General features: G+C 34.5%; 13 protein-coding genes and 1 pseudogene. All 14 read left to right on the forward strand.

Going from position 1 to position 14,637, the window contains the following annotated elements:
• Window positions 1-72: 72 nt before the first annotated feature.
• The 14 genes and pseudogenes from BACCELL_RS18465 (at window position 73) to BACCELL_RS18530 (ending at window position 14,594) form a co-directional block, all read left to right on the forward strand.
• Window positions 73-645, forward strand: a complete 573-nt coding sequence (locus tag BACCELL_RS18465) for a UpxY family transcription antiterminator (protein WP_007213507.1) — start codon at window positions 73-75, stop codon at window positions 643-645.
• 130 nt (window positions 646-775) lie between these two features.
• On the forward strand, window positions 776-1,261 hold the full coding sequence (locus BACCELL_RS18470) for a UpxZ family transcription anti-terminator antagonist (RefSeq protein ID WP_007213508.1): 486 nt from the start codon (window positions 776-778) through the stop codon (window positions 1,259-1,261).
• A gap of 46 nt (window positions 1,262-1,307) precedes the next feature.
• On the forward strand, window positions 1,308-2,756 hold the full coding sequence (locus tag BACCELL_RS18475) for a lipopolysaccharide biosynthesis protein (protein ID WP_007213509.1): 1,449 nt from the start codon (window positions 1,308-1,310) through the stop codon (window positions 2,754-2,756).
• A 20-nt stretch (window positions 2,757-2,776) separates the two neighbouring features.
• Window positions 2,777-3,890 (forward strand): annotated as a pseudogene (locus tag BACCELL_RS18480) (DegT/DnrJ/EryC1/StrS family aminotransferase).
• Entirely contained in the window at window positions 3,887-5,095 is a 1,209-nt protein-coding gene (locus BACCELL_RS18485) for an ATP-grasp domain-containing protein (RefSeq protein WP_007213512.1), read from the forward strand. The pseudogene BACCELL_RS18480 and the gene BACCELL_RS18485 overlap by 4 nt, the downstream one beginning before the upstream one ends.
• On the forward strand, window positions 5,092-6,051 hold the full coding sequence (locus BACCELL_RS18490; RefSeq protein WP_242577636.1) for a hypothetical protein: 960 nt from the start codon (window positions 5,092-5,094) through the stop codon (window positions 6,049-6,051). Before BACCELL_RS18485 ends, BACCELL_RS18490 begins: the two co-directional genes overlap by 4 nt.
• A gap of 177 nt (window positions 6,052-6,228) precedes the next feature.
• Window positions 6,229-6,699, forward strand: coding sequence for a GNAT family N-acetyltransferase (locus BACCELL_RS18495; RefSeq protein WP_007213514.1), 471 nt, complete (start codon window positions 6,229-6,231; stop codon window positions 6,697-6,699).
• A 269-nt stretch (window positions 6,700-6,968) separates the two neighbouring features.
• Entirely contained in the window at window positions 6,969-7,868 is a 900-nt protein-coding gene (locus BACCELL_RS18500) for a glycosyltransferase family 2 protein (protein WP_044154118.1), read from the forward strand.
• A 74-nt stretch (window positions 7,869-7,942) separates the two neighbouring features.
• The gene (locus BACCELL_RS18505) at window positions 7,943-8,977 is read left to right on the forward strand and encodes an EpsG family protein (protein ID WP_007213516.1); all 1,035 of its coding nucleotides are present in this window, start codon (window positions 7,943-7,945) and stop codon (window positions 8,975-8,977) included.
• A gap of 3 nt (window positions 8,978-8,980) precedes the next feature.
• Window positions 8,981-10,114 carry a polysaccharide pyruvyl transferase family protein gene (locus BACCELL_RS18510; protein ID WP_007213517.1) on the forward strand — a complete coding sequence of 378 codons (1,134 nt, stop codon included), beginning with the start codon at window positions 8,981-8,983 and terminating at the stop codon, window positions 10,112-10,114.
• Window positions 10,107-11,249 (forward strand): Coenzyme F420 hydrogenase/dehydrogenase, beta subunit C-terminal domain, encoded by a 1,143-nt coding sequence (locus BACCELL_RS18515; protein WP_052309565.1) that lies wholly within the window; start codon window positions 10,107-10,109, stop codon window positions 11,247-11,249. Before BACCELL_RS18510 ends, BACCELL_RS18515 begins: the two co-directional genes overlap by 8 nt.
• A 1-nt stretch (window position 11,250) precedes the next feature.
• Entirely contained in the window at window positions 11,251-12,237 is a 987-nt protein-coding gene (locus BACCELL_RS18520; protein ID WP_007213519.1) for a glycosyltransferase family 2 protein, read from the forward strand.
• A gap of 60 nt (window positions 12,238-12,297) precedes the next feature.
• The gene (locus tag BACCELL_RS18525) at window positions 12,298-13,446 is read left to right on the forward strand and encodes a glycosyltransferase family 4 protein (RefSeq protein ID WP_007213520.1); all 1,149 of its coding nucleotides are present in this window, start codon (window positions 12,298-12,300) and stop codon (window positions 13,444-13,446) included.
• A 113-nt stretch (window positions 13,447-13,559) separates the two neighbouring features.
• Window positions 13,560-14,594 (forward strand): NAD-dependent epimerase/dehydratase family protein, encoded by a 1,035-nt coding sequence (locus BACCELL_RS18530; protein ID WP_007213521.1) that lies wholly within the window; start codon window positions 13,560-13,562, stop codon window positions 14,592-14,594.
• Window positions 14,595-14,637 lie beyond the last annotated feature (43 nt).

Raw genomic sequence — 14,637 nt, forward strand, 5'->3', positions numbered from 1 at the left:
GACCGGTAGGTATTTCACTACTCCGGTGTCCCTAAAAAATGTCCTTACGCGAAGTTGCTTTGCGAAAATATCATGACTGAAAGTACTCACTCTCAGCTTTCAACTTTCAACTCTCAAAATCTCCATTGGTTTGCTGTTCGTGTCTCTTATAGTCGTGAACTGACCCTTAAGTCTATTCTTGATAAGGAGAACATAGAGAGCTTTATTCCTATGTGCTATGGAATGGTGATGAAAGGTGGTAAGCGTGTCCGTAGATTGGTGCCCGCCATACATAATCTTGTCTTCGTTCATTCTACGCGCAAACGTATTGATGCTTTGAAGGACGAACTTGAGGGAACGATGCCTATACGTTTCATTATGAATCGTGAACATTGCCGTCCGGTAGTTATTCCTGATGTGCAGATGCGCAGTTTTATTCTGGTAGCCGGTAGTCACGATGAGCCAATTCTTTATATGGAAGCAGCCGAACTGAATTTGGTAAAAGGTCAGAAGGTTCGTATCACTGATGGTGTTTTCAAGGGCGTAATCGGTGAGTTTGTCCGTATTCGCCATGATCGCCGTGTGGTAGTCAATATTGAAGGTGTCATGGCTGTAGCTACTACCTTTATCCCGCCTTCGCTTGTTGAGCCGTTAACTGTTGATTGACACTCTGTTGATTGACATTAATCATTGATTGGCATTGTTGTTGATAATAATCGTTAGTTGATACATAAATATTGTGTCCTCTTAAATCTTTCGAAGTATCTTCTCTTTTTGAAATAAAACATTTAATAATATGAATTCTAATTCTTCATCATTATTTTCCTTAGCCCATGATCTTCTAACCTACGGGCTTGATGGAAGTCCCATTTATGCGGACCAATTTACACGTTTGAACCGTGATGTTTACGAACGGGCTATCGAACTTTACAACATTCATGGAGCTACGGCCGAAGAGGAGGCTGAACTTTGCCTTGCTTTGTTAGTGGCTTTCGCTGCAACGATTTATGATAATGGCTGCAAGCAGGAATATATTCAGAATGTCCTGGATCGTAGCTGGGAGGTGCTTCCGAAGCTTTCTGCGTCATTGCTGAAGGTGCGTTTGTTAACTTATTGTTATGGGGAATTCTATGATGAGAGTTTAGCAAAAGAGGCTCATGAAATTATAAATACTTGGGATAAGGCAGGGTTGAGCTTGGAGCAGGCGGAGATTGCAGAGGAGTTGAAGGGGTTTGAGGAGAATCAGTATCCGTGGGAAGAATTAGAAGAAATTGGAAGCTGACAAGAGACTTCTGATATATGGAGAATCTTATCAAAAGAAGTGAATTGTGACAGAGAGTGTAAAAGATAAGACTGTCAAAGGTGTTGGTTGGAGTTTTATTGATAATATCTCCAGTTCAGGCATTACTTTTTTAGTTGGTCTAATTTTGGCTCGTCTGCTTACCCCTGCAGAGTATGGCATCATGGCTATGATTACGATTTTCATAGCTGTGTCTAATTCCATTATAGATAGCGGTTTCTCCAATGCTTTGGTTCGTAAGATAGATATACGGCGTGTAGACTATAATACAGTATTTTTCTTTAATTTGGTAGTCAGTTTGGTAATGTATTTATTGCTATACATTGCCTCTCCCGCTATCAGTGCCTTCTTTAAGGAGCCTATATTAGTAGAGGTTGTTCGTGTGATAGGCTGGGTACTTGTCATTAATGCATTGGCCATCATACCACGTACTATTTTTGTTCGTAATGTAGATTTTAAGACGCAGACCAAAGTTTCTTTAATATCTTCCATTGTCAGTGGTATTATCGGTATTGGCATGGCTTTAGCTGGTTTCGGTGTATGGAGCTTGGTAGGACAGCAGCTTTTTCGTCAATTGTTGAATACTGTCTTTTTGTGGGTTTATTGTAGTTGGAGGCCAGTAGTAGAGTTTTCTAAAAGCAGTTTCAAAGAACTGTTTGGTTTTGGATCCAAACTTTTATTATCAGGTTTGTTGGACACTATTTATAAGAATGTTTATTATATTATTATCGGTCGTTTTTATACTTCTGCTCAATTAGGACAATATACCCGTGCTGAACAATTTAATACGATATTTTCAAGTAATTTGACTTCGGTCGTTCAGCGTGTCAGTTATCCTGTATTGAGTTCCATTCAGGAAGAACCTGAACGTTTGCGTGAAGCTTATCGGAAGGTGATTAAAAGCACAATGTTAATAACTTTTGCCTGTATGCTTGGACTTGCTGCCATTGCCAAACCTCTGATTTTGATATTGATAGGGGATAAGTGGTTGCCTGCTGTTTATTTCTTGCAAATCATCTGTTTTTCAGGTATGCTCTATCCGCTTCATGCTATTAACCTGAATATCCTTCAAGTAAAAGGTCGTTCCGATTTGTTTTTGAAGTTGGAAATAATCAAGAAAACCATAGCTATAGGTCCTATTGTTATTGGCATTTTGTACGGAATCGAATATATGTTATGGGGTAGTGTTGTAACTTCTTTTGTCGCTTATTTCTTGAATAGTTATTATTCGGCTTATTTGATTAATTATCCGACGATTGAGCAAATCAAAGATATACTTCCTACATTTTTGATTTCTTTGGTGACAGCGTTTTTTATGTGGAGTTTCACTCTGTTGGAGTTGTCAGAGTTTCTTCTTCTTCCTCTTCAGATTATAGTGGGAATTATAATTGCTTTTATCATTTATGAAAAAACTCGTTTATCAGAATACATGGAGCTAAAGCAGTTGGCCTTGTCTCTTCTTTGTTGTAAGAAATAAAATCAATCTATATATTGAAGATGGAAAAGAAAGTAATTACGGTTACTTCTCCCTTGCTTCCTTCACTTGACGACTTTATGCCTTATTTACAGGACATTTGGAATCGTAAGTGGCTGACTAATAACGGTCATTATCATCAGGAACTGGAGAAGGCTCTATGTGAATATTTGAAAGTACCCTACATCAGTCTTTTTACTAATGGTACTTTGCCCTTGATGTGTGCCCTGCAGGCACTTCGCATTACAGGTGAGGTGATAACAACACCCTATAGTTTTGTGGCTACTACCCATTCTTTATGGTGGAATGGCATCAAACCTGTGTTTGTGGATATTGATCCGCTGACTTGTAACATTGACCCAGAAAAAATAGAAGCTGCTATTACTCCTAAAACCACGGCTATTATGCCTGTCCATGTTTACGGTAAGCCTTGTGATACGGAACGTATTCAAGAAATAGCCGACAAGTATGGTTTGAAGGTGGTCTACGATGCCGCGCACGCTTTCGGTGTGGAGGTGAACGGTAAGTCCGTTTTGAATGCGGGTGATATGTCCACATTAAGCTTCCATGCTACGAAAGTCTATAATACCATTGAAGGGGGGGCTTTAGTATGTCAGGATGAAAAGACCAAGAAACGTATTGATTACTTGAAGAATTTTGGTTTTGCTGGTGAAACAACTATTGTTGCTCCTGGTATTAACGGTAAGATGGATGAAGTGAGGAGTGCTTATGGATTGTTGAACTTGAAGCAAGTGGATGTAGCGATTGAATCTCGTCGGCAGATAGCTATTAGATATCGCAAAGCGTTGAGAAATGTGGAAGGTATCAGTTTTATGGAAGATATTCCGGGTGTTCGTCATAATTATTCCTATTTTCCTATATTCGTGAATGCCGATAAATATGGTATGACGCGCGATGAACTTTATTTCAAGATGAAAGAACAGAATGTTTTGGGGCGGGAGGTATTTTTATCCCTTGATAAGTGAGTTCTCTACTTATCGAGGATTGGAATCTGCCAAACCTGAGAATTTACCGGTGGCGAATCGAGTGGCGGATAGTGTTATTTGTTTGCCGATGTATCATGGATTGAATGATGAAGAAGTTTCTAGAATTCTTTCTACAATTATGAAGAAATGAAACAAAAAAGGTTAATGTTATTGGGAGGGCTTCGTTATCTTTTACCTGTAATTGAAGAGGCCCATAAATTAGGGGTCTATGTCATTACAGCGGATTACCTTCCGGACAATATTGCTCATGAATATAGTGACGAGTATTGTAACGTCAGTATTGTAGATAAGGAAGCGGTTTTACAGGCTGCACTGACTTTGCAAATTGATGGTATCTTATCTCATGCTGTTGATCCTGGTGTTGTGTCTGCAGCTTATGTGGCAGAGAGAATGGGCTTACCTTTCCAATGCTCTTATGAAGTGGCATGTATATTGCAAGATAAATCCAAATTTCGTAATTTTTTGTCAGAAAACGGTTTCAACTCTCCTCGTGCAAGGGGGTACAATAATCTGGAAGAGGCGTTAAGTGATATTGATTTTTTTACATGGCCTGTGATTGTTAAACCTGTTGATTCGGCTGGCAGTAAGGGAGTGAGTAAAGTGGAGTCTTTACTACATTTGCCAGAAGCTATAAAAATAGCTTTGGATGCCTCCATATCCAAGAAATTTATTATTGAGGATTTCTTAAAATTGAAAGGGTACCAATCTAGTGCCGATGTCTTTACGATAGATGGTAAGTTGGTATATCCTACTTATTCGGATCAGCTATTTGATGAGAGTGCTGTAAATCCTTATACTCCTGCTATTGAAATATGGCCCGCTACAATGCCTCAATGTTATCAAGACGAATTGACGGCTGAATTGCAACGTTTATTTACGGCTTTGGGGGTCAAGTCGGGTATTTACAATGTGGAGAGTAGAGTGTGTACCAATGGAAAAACTTATATAATGGAAGTATCTCCACGTGGAGGAGGAAATCGAATTGCAGAGTTACAGGATATGGCAACAGGGCAATCTCTTATCAGAAATGAGATACTTAAAGCACTTGGTATGCAAATGGATGAAATGGTTAGTCCGGCGTATGAAGGTGTGTGGTGTAATTATATATTGCATACTAATGAGGCTGGTATTCTCCGTACCATAGATATTGATGAACAGTTCAGACGAAAACATATTCGCAACATTGGTTTTACAAAATCTCCAGGTGATAAGGTCGAAGTGTTCATGGGGGCAAATCAGTCATTAGGTACTCTTTTTTTGCAATTTGATACCCGTGAACAACTAAATAAGGCTTTGGAAAATCAAGATGAATGGTTAAGAATATGCCTGGAATGAGACAGGAAATAGGAGGTTATTTCAGTTTCGAACTGAATCAAAGAGAAAAAACTTCATTCCATTCTAATGGAATATACTTGAATAGTGGTAGGAATGCTTTAGAATATATATTGCTTTCTTTGCCAAGAATCAGTAAATTATGGATTCCTTATTTCACTTGTGATGTAATCTTGGAACCTTTGTTAAAATTAGGTATCTTGTATAATTTCTATCATATTAATGAACGATTAGAAATCTGTGAGGATATACAATTAGAATCTGATGAATATCTTTTAGTAACTAATTATTATGGTATTAAGGATAAATATATTCAGGAACTTTCGTCGCAATATTCATCGAAATTGATAGTTGATAATGCACAAGCTTTATTTGCGGAACCGATAAAATGGGTAAAAAGTATTTATAGTCCGCGGAAATATATTGGGATTCCTGATGGTGGTATTGCATATATAAAAGATGGTATTGATGTTCATCAGTTCGATATTGATGTGTCTTACGATCGTTGCAGCCATCTTTTGAAAAGAATTGATTTGGGAGCTGGTGAGGGGTATATGGATTTTAAAGAAAATAGTTATAAGCTACAAGGACAACCAATAAAGAGAATGTCGAGACTTACGCAGAATTTGTTTCAAGCTGTAAATTTTGATCAAATTAGAAATATACGTAGAGATAATTTTCGTTTATTGCATGGTAGTTTAAGTCAAACGAATAAATTGCCAATTCCAGATTTAGATTCTTTTTCTTGTCCAATGGTGTATCCTTACTATACAGATGATTGTACGTTAAAGAAAAGACTGATTGAAAATAAAGTTTTTATTGCCACCTATTGGCCAAATGTATTTGAATGGTGTTCTTCAGCATCATTAGAATATAATTTAGCTGATGGAATTATTGCAATTCCGGTGGATCAGAGATACACATCTAGCGATATGAGTGAAATCAGTTCACTAATTTAAGTACATGACAAGACTTTGAAGACATTGAATTTTGATTGATAGAGTGGGTACGTAAGTGCATGGAGATTTTCTTTAAAGTTACTGATTTTTATAACCTTTTTGGATAGATAAAGTTGCAATTATCAGTATGAATAGCTGTTTTTTTATTTGCGAAATAAATATTTATTTTATACAATTATGGAAATTTCAATTCGACCATTAAGAGTAGAAGATGCATACACCTCTGTGAAGTGGAGAAACGACCCTGAGGTTTTTAAATACACAGGAAATACTTACAATCGTGAGATAACCATTCAGGATGAATTGTTGTGGGTAAAAAAAGTGATACAGGATGAGGATGGGTATAGGTGTGCTATTTTAGCAGATAATCAATATGTTGGTAATATTTATTTGACGAATATTTGTAACGATTCTGCTGTTTATCATATATTCTTAGGTGAAAGGAGTGTATGGGGAAAAGGTGTAGCTAAACAAGCATCTCGATTGATACTTAGGTATGCTTTTGATTCTTTAGATTTGAATTTGGTTGAATTGCGTGTAAAGATGAAGAACGAAAGAGCGATAGAATTATATAAAAGAATAGGATTTCAAGAACATTCTCGTGATGAAGAGTGGATACATATGACAATTACTAAAGATAGTATGTAAATATCTTGTTTGTAGATGGTAAAATTATTTACAGTTGCTTTGCTGGTTGTTAGCTGTTATGAAAACTGCTTAAATTAATAGTTTTAAAGAAATATCCAATGTACCTGTGTGTTCGTTCTATCAACCAAATTCTGTATTTTCAAAGTCTTTTTCATATACTTAAAATATTTAATAAAAAGGCATTTTTATTTATGGAGAAATGATTTTTTTAGAATAATCTTAGATTAGTAGTTGAAGTGAATTTTATGATGTAGCATTTAAATATAGTGATGAATATATCTCAACCTACTGTTAGTATAAGTTGTATTACTTATAATCATGCGGCTTATATCCGTAAATGTTTGGATGGATTTATTATGCAAGAAACAACATTCTCATTTGAGGTGTTAATTCATGATGATGCTTCAACGGATGGGACAGAACAAATCATTCGTGAATATGAGCAGAAATATCCTAATATAATAAAACCTATTTACGAAAAAGAAAATCAATGGAGAAAAGGAATTGGTGGATCAGCAGTGTTCAATTTTCCTAGAGCAAAGGGTAAATACATTGCTATGTGTGAAGGTGATGATTATTGGACAGATTCATTAAAACTCCAAAAACAGGTGGAAATGATGGAGATGCATAACAATTGTGCTTTATGTTTTCATGCAACTAAGTGCGTTAGAGCTAGTGATACCGATATTGTATATAATATTATAAGTAAGAGTCAACAACGTTTTAATATTCATGATTTGATATTGGGTGGAGGTGGTTTTATGGCGACGAATTCAATGTTGTTTAAATCGGAATTTGTTCGAAATATACCTCAATGGATGCTTGATTGTCCTGTTGGTGATTTACCTTTAATGCTATTAGTTGGTTGCGGAGGAGATATATTTTATATAAATGATATAATGAGTGCTTATCGAGTAGGAGCAGGGGGATATACTTCTATTGTTGGACAAAATTTTCTTAAAACAAGCAAACATTATAAAGGCATATTTAGAATGTTTGATGGATTTGACGAATGGTCAAAAATGAATTATCATGATACGGTATTACTGCGAAAAAAGCAATTAAGAAAACAATATTATAAAGAATTAGTTATGTGTTTCATGAAGAAATTTTTAGGCGAAAATTTCTATTTTAAAGTACATTCAATTTATAGAGAACATAAGAAGTGATACAAACTTTTATTGTGTATTTTTTCATTCTGTTTATAGCAGTAGGATGTGGATATGTTGTATCGTGTAATCATATGAAGTTATGTCTGTACAATAGGTTCGTTTTTTTTCCTATTATTGCAATTTCGATGCTTGCTGGATTTAGATATTTTGTTGGTACGGATTGGGAGAATTATTACTACATATACGATTTAGCTCTTCAGAATAATCTTTCAATAGAAGATGTTACTGTTTCCACAATGGAACCATTGTATCTTATATTGAACTTGATTTTGTCTTTCTTGAAAGCACCTTATCAGTTTTTTTTTGCGATTGTAATGGGTATTCACTTGTGCTTTTTATATAAGTCATTTAAAGACTATACATGGCTTTTGCCGTTTGGCCTTTTCTTTTATATTGTATCGGTTTTTACAACTTCTTTGAATATACAAAGGCAAACAATGGCTTTTTGTATATTTCTTATGGCAACACATTATTATAGAAATGGTAATCTTTTTAAGTATGTGTTTACTATCTTTATAGCAATCTGTTTTCATTTTTCTTCTATAGTTCTTTTACCTATTTATTTTTTACGTTCTAAGTACTTTTCTTTTTTAGACAAAAGATTAGTTGGCATAGTGTTGTATGTCGTTTCATTTTTCCTTTTTAGCTATTGTCTTAATCTTATTAATGCTGTTTTGGAAAATTATGTTACAAATGCAAAGTATTTAGGTAATATGGCGTCATTGGGAAATTTAGATATGGAAGTAAATTCTGGAATGGGTATATTAATCTTTCATATGTTGGATCTATTAATTATTGTATATAGTGGAAAACTCTCTGTTTATTTCAAACAAATAAAATTTAATCTTTTATATAGAGTGTTTTTGACAGGTGTTATACTTTCTAATATTTTTGGTAATGATGTTTTTCTAAGTAGAATACCATTTGCTTTAGAGAATGTTAGATTTTTGATGTTGGCATTTTTGGTTTATTATTTATTTGCTCGTAAACGTATGTTCAGTTATGTTCTTGCAGTTATGTTGCTGGGTATAAATTTGTGTACGTTTATTATGAGTATTTTGAATGGACATTCAGGTTGCTCTCCTTATACTTTTGCTCAATTATAAGATATGAAAACGATAGGAATAATAACAATACATCGTATAAATAATTACGGATCTGTATTACAAACCTTTGCTTTGCAACAAAAACTTATTGACTTGAATTGTAAGACTTTTGTGATAGATTATTTGTTTCCTAATGATTTCCATAAAGAAAATGGCAGGAAGAGTAGCAGTGCTAAAAGAAAGTCTTTTTTTTCTATGTCTTTTTTGTGGAAGATATGTTATGGAAGGGAACTCTATTTACAGCATAAAAAAATTAAGCAGTTTATATCAAACTATTTAAAGCTGTCTCAGATTACTTATAATTCTCCGGATGAATTAAAAAGGGATCCTCCGATTTATGATGTATATATGACAGGAAGTGATCAAGTATGGAATCCCAGATATTGTAATGGTGATCCTACTTTTTTTTTAGATTTTATTCCGGAGAATAAAATACGAGTAGCATATTCTGCAAGTTTTGGTGTTAGTGATATTGATAGCTCTTATTATGCTGATTATGCTTTTTTCTTAAAACGGTATAAATTGATTTCTGTACGAGAAAAGTCTGGACAATATTTAATAGAAAAACTTATTAATAGAAAAGTTAGTGTTGTTTTAGATCCGACATTGTTATTAACAGCAACAGAGTGGGAAAGTATTGCCACTAAAAAAAGAATTGTATCAAGAAAATATATATTATGTTATTATTTGAATTATTCATTTGATGCTCATCCATATGCTGACGAACTGGCTTTATATGTGCAACAAATTACAGGGTATGAAATTGTGTATGTGGCTAGACCTCCTGTAGATAAACATTATAAATCGTTCTATTATAAAGTAGATGCTTCCCCTCAGGATTTTATAGCTCTTGTCAGAGATGCAGAGTTAGTTCTTACAACCTCTTTTCATGGAACAGCTTTTGCTGTCAATTATAGTAAACCTTTGTTTTCTGTAGTTGAGGATAAATTAGCTTTAGATTCTAGGCAAGCAGATTTATTAAAAAGTATAGGATTGGAGTCGCGAATATTATCTATAAAGGATTGTTTTCCCAGTACGAGCGAATTACCTTGTGATTATGAGGAAGCTAATAAAAAGCTTTCAGAATTAAGGGAATATTCTTTAAAATATCTGTCAAAAGCGGTCTTGGATGAATAAAATAGATTTGTGTGATTTGACAAAATGTACTCAATGTTTGTCATGCGTTATGAAGTGCCCGAGGCAATGTATTGCTATGGAAACTTCAGAAGCAGGTTTTTCCGTACCCTCTATAAATAGACAGGAATGTATAGAATGTGGAGTTTGTATGCAGGTATGCCATCAAATTACTCCTGTTATTGAAAACAAAAAAAATCCTTCTGCGGTATATGCTGCATGGAATTTAGATGATAAGATACGATGTTTAAGTTCTTCAGGAGGAGTTTTTTCTGCATTTGCAGAGAAGATTATAAAAAAAGGAGGTATCGTATTTGGAGCAGCTTATATTGAAGGTTTAAAAGTTAAGCATATAGGGGTTGATACTATTGAAGGATTACAACAATTACGTGGTTCCAAGTATATACAATCTAATATCGGAGATTGTTATAAAGAGGTGAAGAGCAATTTACAGAAAAAACGATTGGTTCTTTTCACAGGTTCTCCTTGCCAAGTTGCTGGTTTGTTTTCCTTTCTGAAAACGCGTTATGATAATTTGTATACTTGTGATTTTGTATGCCATGGAGTTCCTTCACAAAAAGCATTCGATATATATAGAGAAAAGATAGGATTATCTCAATCTTGTATAAAAAAAATCGGATTTAGAGATACCGAAAGGTGGGGCTTTAAAATGTCTTTAGATGGTGTTTCTATTCCTTTAATAAATACTTATTATTTAAAAGCATTTACTAAAGGATATATGTTTATGGAAAGTTGTTATTCTTGTCAGTATGCTACAGAATATCGTATCAGTGATATAACTATGGCTGATTTTTGGGGACTTGGGGATAGAATACCATTTAATCATTCTAAATATAAGGGAGTTTCTTTGTTGTTGATTAATAGTGAAAAGGGGGAAAGATTAACTTTTGAGTGTGCAGATTCTCTTTTTTTGGAAGAAAGAACTTTGGACGAAGCAATACAAGGTAACTACAATTTATCTCATGCTTCATTACGTCCAATAGAGAGAAATACATATTATGAGGATTCGATAAGAATGTCGAAATTCAGACTTATAAGGAAGTATAGATTATTTCCTTCATGGAGAGATTATTTACGCCCATTGAAAAGATGTTTACAGAACTTATGTCAAAAATAGTATGTTAGTCAGTGTTATTGTTCCGGTTTATAATGTCGAAAAATTTATTCATCAATGTATAGATAGTATATTGTGCCAGACCTATAAAGCATTTGAAGTTGTATTAGTAGACGATGGGTCGCTAGATTCTTCGGGTATAATTTGTGATGAATATGCGAAAAAAGATTGTAGAGTATCTGTTATACATAAAGAAAATGGAGGGTTGTCTGATGCACGTAACGTTGGATTAGAGTGTGCAAAAGGTGAGTATGTGATCTTTGTGGATAGCGATGATTTTTGGATTGATAATTGTCAATTAGAATTGTTAATAGCGGAAATAGAGGAAACACCTTCTTGCGATTTTATAGGTTTTAACTGTTGTTACTATAATTCAAGTACTGGCGAATTTTCACCATGGTTTTCATATTCAGATGAAATTATGAAAATGACAGAGCGTGATGTTTTGATTACAAATTTAGTATGTACTGGGGTTTTTCCTATGAGTGCTTGTTTGAAGATTATAAAACGTTCTTTCTTAATGAATAATAATATTCGATTTATTAAGGGTATTGTATGTGAAGATATACCTTGGTTTATAGAATTGTTACATTATTCACATAAATTTCGTGTTGTTAATCAATATATGTATGCTTATAGACAGGGTGTTCAAGGTTCCATCACTCGAAATTTTTCTGAAAAATCATTTAATGATTTGTTTAGTATATTGAAAGAACAAACCAATTTTATTCAATTGTCTGATTTCTCATTGTTTGCAAAATCTGCATTATTATCTTTTATGGCTTATGAATTCTGTATCTTATTAGGATATATAGGAACTTTTGATAATAATTTTCAAAGGCAAAAAAGACAGGAGTTGTTGTCCTATAAATGGCTGCTTAAATATACAGAGAATCCGAAGGTGAAGAAAGTTTCATTTTGTAAGAGTTTGTTGGGGATTTATGTGACTGAGATACTATTACGAAATTTTTTAAAGATAAAATTAAGTTGATTATACTTGTTGTTTTGATTTTTTTAGGAAAATATAGTTTGAAATTTCTATTTATATTTGATGAAGAATCTACTACATGTGGTGAATATTTCGTTTGTTCTTCCCTATTTTATAGGGAAGCAATTTCTTTATTTTCATCAGAATGGATATAATGAGTATGTTATTTGCAGTCCTTCTGATGAGTTATCAGAGTTTGCTCAAGAATATCAATTCAGATATAAAGAAGTTGATATTTTGCGGAAAATATCAATAAGGAAGGATATAAGAGCTATAGTGTCAATTATGAAATATATTAATCAAAATCATATTGATATTGTTACCGGTCATACTCCTAAAGGGGCATTGTTGGCTATGATTTCCGCTTATATCATGCAAGTGCCTATTCGTATTTATTTCCGTCATGGTTTGGTATATGAGACTTCAAAAGGATTAAAACGTTTTCTTTTGATTTCAATGGATAAACTGGCTGCAAAATTGGCAACAAAGATAGTTTGCGTAAGCCCGTCTGTCTGTAAGCGGAGTATAGAGGATAAATTAAATCCGGCTTCTAAACAAGTGCTGCTGTCTAAGGGAACATGTAACGGTATAGATATAAGTCGGTTTGACCGACAGAACATCCAAAGTGAAGCAGTGCAAAATTTGAAAGATAAACTAGATTTACCGGAGAAATGTTTTGTAGTGGGTTTTATTGGAAGATTAGTTCGAGATAAGGGTATTATAGAATTGGTGCAAGCTTTTACCTTATTGCGACAGAAATATAGTGATGTGAGGTTGTTGTTAGTAGGGATGTTGGAAGAAAGAGATGCTTTGCCTGAAACTATCGTTGAGGACATACGGAAAAATCCAGCTATTATCACTACCGGATATGTTCAAAATTCTATCATCGAAAATTATTATGCTCTGATGAATGTTTTTGTACTTCCTTCTTATAGAGAAGGCTTTCCTACTTCTGTATTGGAAGCTTCTTCTATGGGAATACCTGTCATTACTACTAAGGCTACAGGATGTATTGATTCCATAATAGAGGAGAAGACAGGTGTTTTTGTGTCGCATGATCCTGAATGTTTAGCTACTGCAATAGGAACACTTTACGGTGATAAAGATTTGTGTTTACGGTACGGAAAGAACGGTAGAAAATTTGTAGAGGATAATTTTGAACAGCATATTATCTGGAAAGAAATAGAAAAATTGTATATAAAATCTCTGTAATTATGTAAACTTGAGTCACCATTAGCAGAAAGCCTAAGCCTTGAGCATTTTCTTTCACTTACTTCTTTGTGAATAGTTACATCTCCTATTAGTATATTTTATAGATTATTTTCATGAATATTCTTATTACGGGGATCCATGGTTTTGTGGGTTCCAATCTTGTTATTGCCTTGAGAGAATATCATACTCTTTATGGTTTAGATATCACTGCCCCTGAAAAGGAGGGAGTGGTAAAGACTTTTTCTTGGAAAGATATTGAAACAACTTCTTTTCCCATGCAACAATTACCAAAGTTTGATGCTATCATTCATTTGGCAGGCAAAGCGCATGATACAAAGAATCGGTCTGCTTCTCAGGTATATTTTGATATCAATACAGGGTTGACACAGAAGATATTTGATTTCTTTTTAGAATCATCTGCGAAGAAGTTTATCTTTTTCAGTTCTGTGAAAGCTGCCGCAGACAGTGTAGTGGGGGATATGCTGACAGAAGATGTGATACCGACTCCGGTTGGTCCTTATGGAGAAAGTAAGATTGCAGCTGAAAGTTATATAAAGGAGCATTTTATTTTACCTACCACCTCCTCCGGGTACTTACCCCCTCTTAACTCTCCCGTTAATCGGGGAAAAACAACCTCTCCGGAGGAGGAGAATGTAAGATACTCTGATAAGCGAGTGTATATCTTGCGTCCTTGTATGATCCACGGTCCTGGTAATAAGGGTAATCTGAACTTGCTTTATAATGTGGTAAAGAAAGGTATCCCCTGGCCTTTAGGCGATTTTGAGAACAAGCGTTCTTTTACTTCTATAGATAATCTTTGCTATGTTGTGGAAGGTTTGTTGACAAAAGACGTAGCGAGCGGTATTTATCACATGGGTGATGACGAAGCTTTGTCTACGAATGAACTGATTGCTCTTATGTGTGAAGCTATGGGTAAGGAGCCTCACATCTGGAAAATGAACAGAAAAATGATGGAAGGTTGCGCAGGCTTGGGTACGCTGCTTCATTTGCCTTTGAATACAGAACGGCTGAGAAAACTGACTGAGAATTACGTGGTAAGTAATGAGAAGATAAAATCAGCTCTTGGCATTGACCGGATGCCTGTCCGTGCGGCGGATGGAATAATGAAAACAATACGGAGTTTCTAACCTATTTATAAATTGTAAATCGTGTATTATATCATTATATTAG

Origin of the sequence: Bacteroides cellulosilyticus DSM 14838 (assembly GCF_000158035.1) — a bacterium.
Taxonomy (GTDB): domain Bacteria; phylum Bacteroidota; class Bacteroidia; order Bacteroidales; family Bacteroidaceae; genus Bacteroides; species Bacteroides cellulosilyticus.

What these genes read in the sequence shown, in the direction of transcription:
- BACCELL_RS18505 (WP_007213516.1), top strand. Translation starts at nt 7,943, where the DNA reads ATGAAGTTATGTCTGTACAATAGGTTCGTTTTTTTTCCTATTATTGCA.
- BACCELL_RS18490 (WP_242577636.1), top strand. Translation starts at nt 5,092, where the DNA reads ATGAGACAGGAAATAGGAGGTTATTTCAGTTTCGAACTGAATCAAAGA.
- BACCELL_RS18470 (WP_007213508.1), top strand. Translation starts at nt 776, where the DNA reads ATGAATTCTAATTCTTCATCATTATTTTCCTTAGCCCATGATCTTCTA.
- BACCELL_RS18515 (WP_052309565.1), top strand. Translation starts at nt 10,107, where the DNA reads ATGAATAAAATAGATTTGTGTGATTTGACAAAATGTACTCAATGTTTG.
- BACCELL_RS18510 (WP_007213517.1), top strand. Translation starts at nt 8,981, where the DNA reads ATGAAAACGATAGGAATAATAACAATACATCGTATAAATAATTACGGA.
- BACCELL_RS18495 (WP_007213514.1), top strand. Translation starts at nt 6,229, where the DNA reads ATGGAAATTTCAATTCGACCATTAAGAGTAGAAGATGCATACACCTCT.
- BACCELL_RS18525 (WP_007213520.1), top strand. Translation starts at nt 12,298, where the DNA reads ATGAAGAATCTACTACATGTGGTGAATATTTCGTTTGTTCTTCCCTAT.
- BACCELL_RS18465 (WP_007213507.1), top strand. Translation starts at nt 73, where the DNA reads ATGACTGAAAGTACTCACTCTCAGCTTTCAACTTTCAACTCTCAAAAT.
- BACCELL_RS18520 (WP_007213519.1), top strand. Translation starts at nt 11,251, where the DNA reads ATGTTAGTCAGTGTTATTGTTCCGGTTTATAATGTCGAAAAATTTATT.
- BACCELL_RS18500 (WP_044154118.1), top strand. Translation starts at nt 6,969, where the DNA reads ATGAATATATCTCAACCTACTGTTAGTATAAGTTGTATTACTTATAAT.
- BACCELL_RS18530 (WP_007213521.1), top strand. Translation starts at nt 13,560, where the DNA reads ATGAATATTCTTATTACGGGGATCCATGGTTTTGTGGGTTCCAATCTT.
- BACCELL_RS18485 (WP_007213512.1), top strand. Translation starts at nt 3,887, where the DNA reads ATGAAACAAAAAAGGTTAATGTTATTGGGAGGGCTTCGTTATCTTTTA.